Annotated in this window: 7 protein-coding genes; all 7 read right to left on the reverse strand. The window is 43.1% G+C overall.

Annotation, left to right across the window (positions count from 1 at the left end):
- Positions 1-395: 395 nt before the first annotated feature.
- A complete protein-coding gene (locus AC1RM2_RS27820) occupies positions 396-1430 on the reverse strand; it encodes a glycoside hydrolase family 53 protein (RefSeq protein WP_492988421.1) in 1035 nt (344 codons plus the stop codon).
- 194 nt (positions 1431-1624) lie between these two features.
- Entirely contained in the window at positions 1625-3907 is a 2283-nt protein-coding gene (locus AC1RM2_RS27825) for a glycoside hydrolase family 3 N-terminal domain-containing protein (protein ID WP_492988422.1), read from the reverse strand.
- A gap of 13 nt (positions 3908-3920) precedes the next feature.
- Positions 3921-5726, reverse strand: coding sequence for a glycoside hydrolase family 9 protein (locus AC1RM2_RS27830; RefSeq protein WP_492988423.1), 1806 nt, complete (start codon positions 5724-5726; stop codon positions 3921-3923).
- Positions 5727-5944: 218 nt separating this feature from the next.
- Complete coding sequence (locus AC1RM2_RS27835; RefSeq protein WP_492988424.1) at positions 5945-6550, reverse strand: porin family protein; 606 nt, start codon at positions 6548-6550, stop codon at positions 5945-5947.
- Positions 6551-6752: 202 nt separating this feature from the next.
- Positions 6753-8183, reverse strand: a complete 1431-nt coding sequence (locus AC1RM2_RS27840) for a TolC family protein (protein ID WP_492988425.1) — start codon at positions 8181-8183, stop codon at positions 6753-6755.
- A gap of 13 nt (positions 8184-8196) precedes the next feature.
- Positions 8197-8874, reverse strand: coding sequence for an ABC transporter ATP-binding protein (locus tag AC1RM2_RS27845; protein WP_147060076.1), 678 nt, complete (start codon positions 8872-8874; stop codon positions 8197-8199).
- Between the two features lie 477 nt (positions 8875-9351).
- Complete coding sequence (locus AC1RM2_RS27850; RefSeq protein WP_492988426.1) at positions 9352-11733, reverse strand: ABC transporter permease; 2382 nt, start codon at positions 11731-11733, stop codon at positions 9352-9354.
- Positions 11734-11930: the final 197 nt, after the last annotated feature.

The following is an 11930-nucleotide window of genomic DNA, read 5'->3' on the forward strand; positions in this document are numbered from 1 at the left end:
GCTTTTCATCAACAGGGCAAACGCATCTAAATAGTTAACTACGATAAGCTGTTATTTGATAATAGCTAACGGAATAAGCTTATGGCGTCGGGAAGATATAAGCATCAAACGATACCTTGTCTTTATTGCCAGATCCTGGTTAAATGATCGAGGTACCGAAGGGACTTGTATTGGTCAACAACAGGCACAGATATTTGGATGGGCCTAAATTGTGCTATCAGTTTAGTGTTAATCATGATAAAATATAAAATATTGATTATCAAATACTTGTAAATTATTTATTTAAAATATGTTAAGTTATGTTAACCCAATTAGATGCGTTTGCCCTGGCTACAGTAGACGAAAAACTTACGAAGTTTTTAAAACTTCGTAAGTTTGGCTCGTTTGATCAGACTTTAATTGGCAAACGCATCCAAGGCTATAGTAGGTTTTCCGGAAGTATCAAAAGCTCCTAAACCATAGCCCTGCCAGCTGTTATAGGCTTCGGGTTCCCAATAAAAAACGCCTTTGCCGTTGCTGCCATTTACAGATTTTACTTTGCTGATAATATCCGACAGGAAAGCCTTAGATTCTGTCGGTGCGCCGGCCTCCATCCCTACCTCAACCACCATAACCGGGGTTGAATACCGGGAAACCATATCGTTCATATTGGTTAAACATTGCGAATCCAAATCGGCCCAATTTGTTTTGGATGGGTATAACGACATACCGATGATATCCCATTTGGCTCCGTTGGCTTTCAACCCATCAAACATCCAGCGGAAAAGGCCGTTATCATAGCCGTTGGAGATGTGTACAATTACCTGGCTTGCCGGGCTCACTTCTTTAACCGCGGCATAACCGCTTTTGATCAGGGTGGCAAAATTGGCCATGTTCTTTGAGGCGCGGCCGTCTTCCCAAAGCATACCATCGTTGGTTTCGTTACCAACCTGTACCCATAGTGGGGTAATGCCGTTATCCTTTAGCGTGGCCGTTACACTTTTGGTATAATCGTACAGGGTTGAAGTCAATGTAGTAAAATCAAGCGCAGCCCACGCAGCTGGCTTGGTTTGCTTACCCGGATCGGCCCACCAATCGCTGTAATGAAAATCAATCATAATATTAAAACCCTGGGCTTTGGCGCGCTGCGCCTTAGCCACAACGTCGGCAGTGTTACAGTAGCCATTTGTTGGGTTCACCCAGGCACGTAACCTTATAGCATTAAATCCGAGGCTTTTTAACAGGGCAAACAAATCCTGCTGAGCGCCCGATTTATCATAAAACTTGATGCCTTTGGCTTCCATTTCCGTAATCCAGCTAACATCAGCACCCTTCACGATGGTAACCGGCGGATCAACAACAGGATCTGGTGTTTTATCTGTTTTACCTTTTGAACACGAAAAGTTAAGGAAGCTTAACAGCAAAATACCAGAGCACAAAACCTTCTTCATCTTAGTTATTATTATTTATAATCGGCAAACAAATGTAATGCTAAAAGCTGAAAGCCTAAGGCGGAAAGCTTTTAATAGGCATCAAAAACAGAAAGCAGATATCGAAGATCTCGCCCGGGCTACATCTTTCAATATCTGCTTCATTTAGTTTATTTTCCTGCTTTTTGCCTTGAGCTTTCTACTTTCAGCTCAAATTATAGTTTACCTGTCCTCGATGGAACCGTAACCGCAGATACATAGTTAAAACTTTGCATTTGATCGCCTACCATGATCTTAAACTCCCCTGCTTCGGTTACGGTTTTGCTTATATCGTTTACAAATGCCAAGTCTTTCGGGGTTATTTTGAACGATACCGTTTTTGTTTCGCCTGGTTTTAACGAGATTTTATCGTACGCCCTTAAACGTTTGGTATCCGGAGCAATGCTGGCATATTGCTGGCTGGTGTACAACAGCACCGATTCCTTACCCTCAACCTGCCCGGTGTTTTTAACATCAACCGTAACGGTTAAGGTTTCGTTATCCTTTAGCTCAGGCTTGCTGATATGCATGTTATTGTAACTGAATGTGGTATAGCTTAAACCTGTGCCGAATTCGTATAATGGATTGTAACCATGTTTATCATCCGGGTTGCCATTTTCCAGGTTTTTACGGTAATAGTTATTTAAAGCGTTAGGGAAACGCGGATAGGTTATCGGCAATTTACCCGATGGGTTCACATCGCCAAATAATATGCTTGCTATAGCATCGCCACCTTCGTTACCCGGTAAATAAGCCATTATTGTAGCTGCCGAAAGTTTCTCTGCATCGGTAACTATCCGTGGGCGGCCTTCGGCCAATACCAATATTACCGGTTTGCCTGTTTTTGCCAGAGCCTGTGCCAGCTGAATTTGGGCAGGCGGAAGATTGAGGTCTTCAATATTACCTACGTTTTCGGTGTAGGATAATTCGCCAAGGCAAAGTACTACCACGTCGGCTTTTTTTGCGGCACTAACGGCTTCGTCGATGTTTTGCAGGCTGTCGAAACCAGCGCCTGCTTCATAGCTTACATTGTTTTTGCCTATTTTTTGCTGGATAGCTTCCAGTATGGTGTTTTTATTAGCGGCAAACTTATCCGATTCATCACCTTGCCAGGTATAGCTCCATCCGCCGTCTAATGAACGCATGGTATTGGCCGTAGGGCCGGTTACCAGCACTTTCATGTCTTTTTTAAGCGGCAGCACATTATTGTTATTTTTTAGCAATGTGATGGCCTCATTTGCAGCTTGCACACTTGCCATACGGTACTCTTCCGATCCGAATTTCGGATAATCATCTGGGTTGCCAACCGGGCGTTCAAATAAGCCCAGTTGGAACTTAACTTTCAAAATACGGTGTACAGCTTCATTAATACGGGCCATTGGTACCTTGCCTTCCTTAACCAGCTCAACCAGGTAAGTAAAAAAAGTATAGTCGTAAGGTACCATGCTCATATCAACACCAGCGTTAACCGCAATCATCACCGCATCTTTTTGGGTGGCAGCTATATGGTGGCGATCATGCAGGTATTGAATATCACGCCAGTCGGTAACGGCTATGCCATCAAAATGCAATTCGCCGCGCAATACATCGGTCAGCAAATATTTGCTGGCATGTACGGGTACACCGTTAATCTCGCCCGAGTTGATCATCAATGTTTTGGCACCGGCCTTTACGGCTTCAGCAAACGAAGGCAAAAAGTATTCGCGCATATAACGGTCAGGGATCCAGGCCGGGGTACGGTCTTTACCGCTTAACGGAAAGCTATAGCCCAGGTAATGCTTCATACAGGCGGCTACATGGTATTTATCGCCTACATCGTTACCCTGGTAGCCTTTTATGATAGCTGCGCCCATGGTTTTCACCAGGTACGGATCTTCGCCAAAGGTTTCATAAATGCGTGGCCAAAGGGCCGATTTTCCCAAATCGAGCACCGGCGAATAATTCCATGGAATATAGCTGGCACGGGTTTCATAGGCAGTAATTTCACCTGCTTTATGGGCAATATCGCGGTTAAATGTGGCCGCCACAGCAATTTCCTGCGGAAACAGCGTGCTGCCTACGGTATAAGTTACACCATGTATGGCATCTATACCATAAATAACCGGAATTTTTAAACGGTCCTGACCGGCGGCTTTTTGGATGGTTGATATTACCTCATACCAATGCTCGCGGCTATAGGCATGCCCGCTTACGTTAAGGATAGAGCCTACATGGTATTTCATGATGGCTTCTTTTAGTTTACCGGCATCCAGCTGATGATCGGCCACATTTGTTTTTGACACCACATCGGAGGTAACTTCGGTCATCTGGCCTACTTTTTCTTCCAATGTCATTTTAGCTATCAGGGCATTTACCTTTGCATCGATAGCGCTCAGCCCCGGCTTTTTTTGAGCCTGTGCTGCCGGGGATATTACATTGAGCAAAAGTAAACTTGCTGCCGTTATGTAAATTTTTCGCATTTGTTGATTGATTTTATTTGAGATGTTTTGAGTTAGTTGATTTCGTTTTTACACTTAACTGGTTTTGCAAAGCTTCTATCGCGTTAGCAAGGTATGCTATTGGGGCATTCCAATTTATAGTAACTTCATTGGCTGCATAGGCCTGGGTATCGTCGATGTAAGCTTCGTCGGGCACTTTAGATGGCACTTTGATACCATCCTGCATACCGGGATTTGGCCCTCCTATCAATAACCCCGGTACCGGCTCGTTTACCCCATCACTTGCCGATGGGCGGTGATGCGGGTGCATAGGCGTTTTAGTGCCATAACCTGTTACGTACGAGTACCCTGTAGCATTTCTTCCCAACAGGTAATCCAGGTCGGCCAGCGCGTTATACAGGTAATTTTTGTTGTGCGATAACCGGTAAGCCTGTAATAGTAAAACTCCCTGGTTGGCCGCATCTGAGTTGCTGCCCCAGCCAAAATGCCGGACAGATAGTGTCATCGAGGTTTGGTAAGCATTGTCATCCACACCTTTGATCAATCCATCGGCGGCATTTATTAATCTTTTTTTGATCTCCGGCAGTTCTGGAACGGCTGCGTTGTTTTTAAGCAGCGTATAATAGCCCAGAAGCTTTACCTGGCCCCAGGCCGGTACTGGCATTTTATCATCGGGCAACAGGTTGATATTTTTCAGGTAACCAGCATCGCGGGTGCTAACAAACAATTCAGATGCTGCCCAGATAAATTCATCGGTAAAATTGTTATCACCATAGCCGCCGGTGGTTACAGCCGGGCTAAACTTTTTATTATTCTCATCCTGCCGGTAAGCAACGTTTGGATTATTAGCGGCCCATTGCCAGGCTTTTTTTGCTGCGATGAGACATGAATCGGTCAGACCCGGCGTTTGTTGCGGGAATTGCCTAAAAATCCTGGAGGCTTGTGCCATAACAGCGGCAAAATCAAGAGCCGCAGCCGTACCTTTTTGTACCACGTACCGGGGCGTGGTATCCTTATCCGGCATTTCAAACTTATCAAATACGGCGTTGGTTAATTTATGATAAACACCGCCATCGTTAGGATCCTGCATGGTAAGCATCCACCGCAGGTTCCAAAGCACCTCGTTCAGCAGGTCGGGCGCGCCATTACCGCTTTCGGGGATATTAAGCTTAACGGTTTTCATGTATGCCGGATAATCCTCGTATAATGAGAGCAGCGTACTTGTGCTGATGCCGCTGTTTACCACGTACTTATTATAGTCGCCGGCATCGTACCAACCACGGGGCGATGAGATAATGGTACCTGCGGGCCGTTTATCGCTTGCCGCCGAAGGATGCACCAATACTTTAGCATCAGGGTGCCCCTCTGCCCTGCTCCATTTACCGGCATACTTTACCGGCAGCGCGGTTGATGCCCGCATAAAGTAATAGGCTTTGATAACTCCCTTAGCTACGTTTTGGTGAACATTGCCTGCAATTTTAAATAGATAAGAATTTCCTGAGCCAGCCACATTCAACTGGTATTCGCCCGGTTTGCTAAAGCTGCTAAAATCTGCTATATATGTGGTTTTGCCAGCGAATGATGGGTTTACAGATGGTTTTAAAATACCGCTGAATACAATACGTTTATTTAGCGCCCGGATGGTAAATGAACGGCCATCGCCGCTTAAAACTATTGCTTTTTTGGAGCCATTTGGATAAAAGCCAATTTGATTTAACCTTATTGGCCTTGATGAGGTATCTTTAATTTGGGCAGTCCCAAACTTAGCAATCAACAGCAATAAAAATATACCTGTTAACCTGCCTGTTAAAACTTTAATCCTGTTTGAATTTATGCTCATTGTATTTTACCCAGTACCGATTTTTGTTGGATAAAAACCGGAATTTAAATATAGGTGTACAACTTACAATAAGTATAATACTATTATTGCCAATTAGCCTGAAATTATAATACTAAAAGGACAGTTTTTATGATATACAATCAGCAAATTGTTTGCAAATAAAAAAGGCCCGCCATGTTACGGCAAGCCTTATAATAGTATCGGTTAGGATTTAACTTTTACAGTGAAAATATTTTATAAGCTAATGACAAGCTAAAAATGCTCACACGTGTGTGCGAATACTCATTAGGCCCATAGCCAAGTTTATTTAAACCCGCCTCGTATCTTAAATCAACTGAGAAGTCTTTAATATCTACACCGGCTCCGAGCTGGATGCCATAGTTGGCATCTTTATAGTTTAACTTTGTTATTTCGCCGCTCGCTCCGCTAAAACTTTGATCTTTATTAATAGTAAAAGAAAGAACAGGGCCACCATAAAAACGTCCGCCTAAACCAAATGCGCCTATTTTGGTGCCTATAAGCAAGGGCACGTCCAAACTCGTAAACTTAGCTTTGTTCTCGTTTCCTGCATCGTCCTTAATTGTAAGGTTTTTTGCTGTGGCATATAATTCTGGTTGAAAATTAAAGCCGAGGGCACCGAACCGTGCCCAAACTCCGCCCAAATAGCCGGCCTGGGAGCTGTTGTCATACTTTCCGTTTGCAGGAAATGCCGAAAAGTTTAATCCCGCTTTAGCGCCGAATGAAAAGCTTGGTATCACCTGCGCAGATGCAAAGCCTATAGATAACAGGCAGATACTAAATGTAAGTAAGAATGTTTTTTTCATTTTCAAAGGGTTATGATTAGCTGATAAATTTATGAAAATTATTTAGAAATAATTAAAAAGTAGATTAGCGGTACCCCTAAATAGCAATCCGGCTTATATCATCAGGCCAAATGGCGCCAAAAATATAAACCGGACATATCAGAAATAAATTCTGGGATAAATGTAAAACTTTTTTACAAATCCTAAAACATTTCTGTTTTTTTTACAACGTTAACTTGCCCTGGTAATAATCTAATATTTTGTTGTAGATAAAGCAATCGTAACGGGCGTTTATCATTGCCAGCTTAGTACGGTCGAGGTTGTTTTTTGTTAATACAAATTCAACAGAAGTTAATACACCAGCATTAAAACGTATCTCGGCTATTCTGAATGATTCTGAGTAGGCTTTAACCTGTTCAAGTAAAACGGTATATCTTTCATAAGCAAGCGTCATGTTCAGATAAGCTTGTTCCACACTCTGTTTCAAAACTATCTTAGCGTTATTCTCAACATACTTTGCTTCCTGGTAGTTGATCTTTGCCAGGGATACCTTGTTGCGGTTCTGGAAGTAATTTAAGATCGGGATGTGTAAACTCAGGCTTATCTGCGTGTTATAGTTGTTTTTAAACTGATCATAATAACCAATATTTTGAATGCTGTTGTTGGCTACCTTGGTATACACCGGTTGATTTCCGCCCGGCCCTTTAATATACGAACCTGTATTTACCTCGGCCGAATCAATAAAAGTTGATTTTTGGGCAGCGCTGGAGTAGTTGGTAAAAATACCGGCTCCCAGCGAGAGTGTAGGTAATAAGGCACCCTGGGCAACTTTAACTCCCTTTTCCGCGCTCCTGCTTCTAAATTCGGCTGCTTTAATGAAAGCCAGCTGTTGCAGCGCCGTATCATACACCTGTTCTGACGATGCATCGGTTTTATTGGCTACATCCTGCACGCTCAATGGTTCAAGCTTCAGGTTTTTGTTATACGGAATGTTTAACATTTGCATCAGACTAAGCTTTGAAACTTCCAACGCACTTTTTGCGGCAACAAAATTCAGCTGGTTATCACCATAAGTACCTTTCAAATCGTACAAATCACCGGGCAGTTTATTAGCACCTTCTTTTTCTAAAATGGTTAAGCGCTCAACCTGTTTCTTTGATACTTCCAGTTGATTGGTTACCTGGTTTAATAATTCTGCGTTATCCAAAACCGATAAGTAGGCTGTAATAACCTGTATGGTTATCTGGTCTTTAGCCTGCTGAAAATCCATTTTACCGGCCTGGTACGAAAGCGAGGTTTGTTTGATATTATTTAAATTCTGAAGGCCGCTAAACAAGGTAAGGCTGCCATTTAAACTATAATTACCCGATGTAAGCGATTGGTTTACATAGCTGTAGGTATAAGTATTTAAACTGCGGCCATTATTGATGCTATGGTTAACATCGCCGCTAATGGTAGGCAGCAAATACTCTTTAGCTTGTTTGTAGCCAATCTCCAGCCGCTGCATATCAAGCTCACTTTTTTTAACGTCGAGGTTGTTTTTTATCGCAATGTCAACACATTGCCTGATAGATAGAACAGAATCGGTTTGCGCCTGTACCTGTGTTGCCGACAGTGCTATCAAACCAAAAAATATAAATTTAAAATATCGCATTACTATATGATGATCAGAGTTGTTTTGATGATGCTATTTTACCGTCGAGCAGGTTAATGATGCGCGTACCGTATTCGGCATTTTTTTCGGAGTGGGTTACTTGTATAATGGTTACTTTATCTTCTTTGTTCAGCTTGCGGAAAAGCTCCATGATCTCTTCGCCTTGTTTGGAGTTAAGGTTACCTGTCGGCTCATCGGCTAATAACAATTTGGGTTTGGCAATTAACGCGCGGGCAATACCTACCAATTGCTGCTGGCCACCCGATAACTGTGCCGGGAAAAGATCTTTTTTGCCCACGATGTTAAATTTATCCAGTATATCGGCAACCATGGCTTTACGTTCCGAGCTTTTAAAATCCTGGTAAATTAGCGGGGTTTCGATGTTTTCATATACAGTAAGCTCATCAATAAGGTGATAAGCCTGGAAAACAAAGCCGATGTATTGTTTATACAAAGCCGAGCGTTGTTTTTCTTTAAGCTGGTGTACAGCGTGGCCTGCAAAATAGTGATAACCGTCGGTTGGCTCATCCAGCATACCTATAACGTTAAGCAAGGTTGATTTACCAGATCCTGATGGCCCCATGATAGAAATAAACTCGCCCTCGTCAACCTCAAGGCTCAGGTCGTTGAGCACGTAATTTTTTAGTCCACTTACCTGGTAGTATTTTGAAATATGCTGAAGTGATAACATTTTTTGTTGTGAATTAATAAGTTGGTGAATTAGTGATTTAAATTTTACTTAACAGCAATAATAATAATCATTTTATCATTCAGGTATCAATAATATACCAAACTTTCAAACTGTTAATTATCAGCAGGTTAGTCAAAATCAAATAAATAATAACTGTACGCTTATGTAACATGAGGCGTACGGTAATGATACAATGGTGAAAGGTGAAAGGTGAAAGGTGAAAGGTGAAAGGTGAAAGGTGAAAGGTGAAAGGTGAAAGGTGAAAGGTGAAAGGTGAAAGGTGAAAGGTGAAAGGTGAAAGGTGAAAGGTGAAAGGTGAAAGGTGAAAGGTGAAAGGTGAAAGGTGAAAGGTGAAAGGTGAAAGGTGAAAGGTGAAAGGTGAATCAACCGGGCTTTGCCGGTTGATTCACATCGTTGAGGCATACCCGCAAGCGCAGCTACCTTTTATCTTTCGCCTTTCGCCTTTCACCTATATACTTACTCGCTTCTTAAACTTTTAACCGGGTTGCTAAGCGCCGCTCGGATGGCCTGGAAGCTGATGGTGCCAAGGGCTATAACAGCGGCCAGGATGCCCGCTATAGCAAAGATCCACCAGCTGATATCAATGCGGTAGGCGAAGTCTTTGAGCCAGCTGTACATAAACCAATAGGCCAATGGCGATGCGATAAAGAAGGATATAATAACCAGTTTAATAAAATCCCGGGATAGCATGTTCACAATGCCAGGCACGGTGGCGCCCAATACCTTCCGGATGCCAATTTCGCGGGTACGCTGTAGCGTGCTGTACGATGCCAGCCCCAACAAACCGAGGCATGATATAAATATGGCCAGCACTGCAAAGTTGAGGAATAGTTTGCCAAAGCGCTGCTCGGCCCGGTACTGGCGGTCAAAAAACTCATCTAAAAAGTAATAGCTGAAGGGCCTGTTCGGGATTAACATTTTCCATTTATTTTCAATGGCTGCCAGCGTTGCCGCAGTATTTTGGGTCGACATTTTTACCGAAATTAAAGAGATGTTCTTCATTTCGATACGCATGCTTAACGGCTTAATTACCTCCTGTAAGGACCGGAAATGGAAGTCCTTCATCACCCCTACTATTTTTCCCTCGCGACCCCATTGTTTAAAGCGCCTGCCGATAGCCTGTTGCGGTGAACTGTAGCCAAATAATTTAACCGCGGCCTCGTTCAATAACATGGCCTGGGCCGTATCTGTGCCAAACTCGCGGGAGAATGGCCTGCCTGCAACCATCTTGATTTTAAATTGATTTACATAATCCCAGTCGACAAAATACAGGTCGAGATTAGCTATTTGCAAATCGCCTTTTTTGTTTTCAATCTCTGAATAAGCACCAGGATTCCCCCCACCCGGAACGCTTGACGACATTGCGGTTGACTTTACCCCCGGAATTGATGTAAGTGCTTCCTTAAGCGCGTTCCCGGCCGGATCGCCATTGGTATCCAAAATAAGCATCTGGTCTTTACTAAAACCAAGATCCCGGTTTTGCATAAAGTTCATTTGGGTGTAAACGATAATGGTACCTATAATAAGGAATATCGAAATGGTAAACTGCGCTATTACCAGGGTCTTGCGAAGCACATTCCCCTTGCTGCTGCTGGCAAACCGGCCTTTTAATACCGAAACCGGCATAAATGACGACAAAACCAATGCGGGATAAATGCCGGCAATAAGACCGATGGCAACCGATGTACCCAATAAAATCAGCACGTAATACCAATTGGAAAAAATTCCGGCGCTGATAGTTTTCCCGGCAAGCTGGTTAAACAAGGGCAAAAATAATACCGACAAAATGATAGTTAACACAAAAGCGATAAGGCAAAGCACCACCGACTCGCCTATAAACTGGCTGGCCAATTGTCCCTTTTCGGCACCAACAACTTTGCGGATGCCCACTTCTTTAGCCCGCTCGACCGAACGCGCTGTGGTTAAATTTACAAAATTGATACAGGCTATCAGCAGTATAAAAACGGCCACAATAGTAAATATGTAAACGTTGTTGATACTACCCGATTCCTGGCCGCCGCGTTTAGAATACAGGTAAACCGTTTTCATGGGCTCCAGGAACAATTTGTAGCTCATGTGCATTTTCCGTTCTTCGTCGCCATTGCGGCGTTCTAAAAATGCCGGGAATTTGGCTTCCAACCTTTTAGGGTCGGTGCCCGGTTTTAATAACAGGTAACTCGACGCCCCAAAATTTGCCCATTGGTTATCCAGCCCTTTATTGAACTTTTGGGTAAGCGACACCATCGATATCAGCATATCCGCTTTTATTTGTGAGTTTTCGGGAATATCCTTCATAACCCCCGTTACCTTGGCGGGTATGGCATCGCCGGTTACCAGTACGGTTTGCCCTACAGGATCGGTATTGCCAAAATATTTTTTTGCGGCCGACTCTGAAAACACAATAGTAGCCACCTCTGACAATGCCGTTTTGGGATCGCCCTTCAACAGTTTAAAATCAAAAACTTTGAAAAAAGTTGAATCGGCGAAAATGGATTTCTCTTCCTGGAATTTAACATTGCCTTTTTTTACCAAAAAACTGCCGCCGCTCACCCGCACAAATGATTCCACTTCGGGAAAATCGGCCTTAATGTTTGGCGCGAATGGCCATGCCGTAACTCCTGTGTTAATGGTTTCGGTCGGCGTTTTAATATCCGTAACCAGCCGGTAAATCCTATCTGCCTTGGTATGCATTCTATCATAGCTCAACTCGAAGCCTACATACATAAAAATAAAAAAACAGGCCGTTATCCCTATGGATAGACCTGTTATATTGATAATAGAAAATGCTTTGTGCTTCCACAGGTTGCGCAAAGCGATCTTGAAATAATTTTTTATCATTTTATTAGTTCATTGGTTCATTGGTTCATTGGTTCATTGGTTCATTGGTTCATTGGTTCATTGGTTCATTGGTTCATTGGTTCATTGGTTCATTGGTTCATTGGTTCATTGGAACGCGGGCATAACGGGCAAAAGCTTTAAGCTATAATAGATTCATTGGCCTGGTCCCGTAATCCAGCAGAAAAGACCAATGAACT

The organism is Mucilaginibacter sp. GW822-FHT03E02, assembly GCF_058801545.1.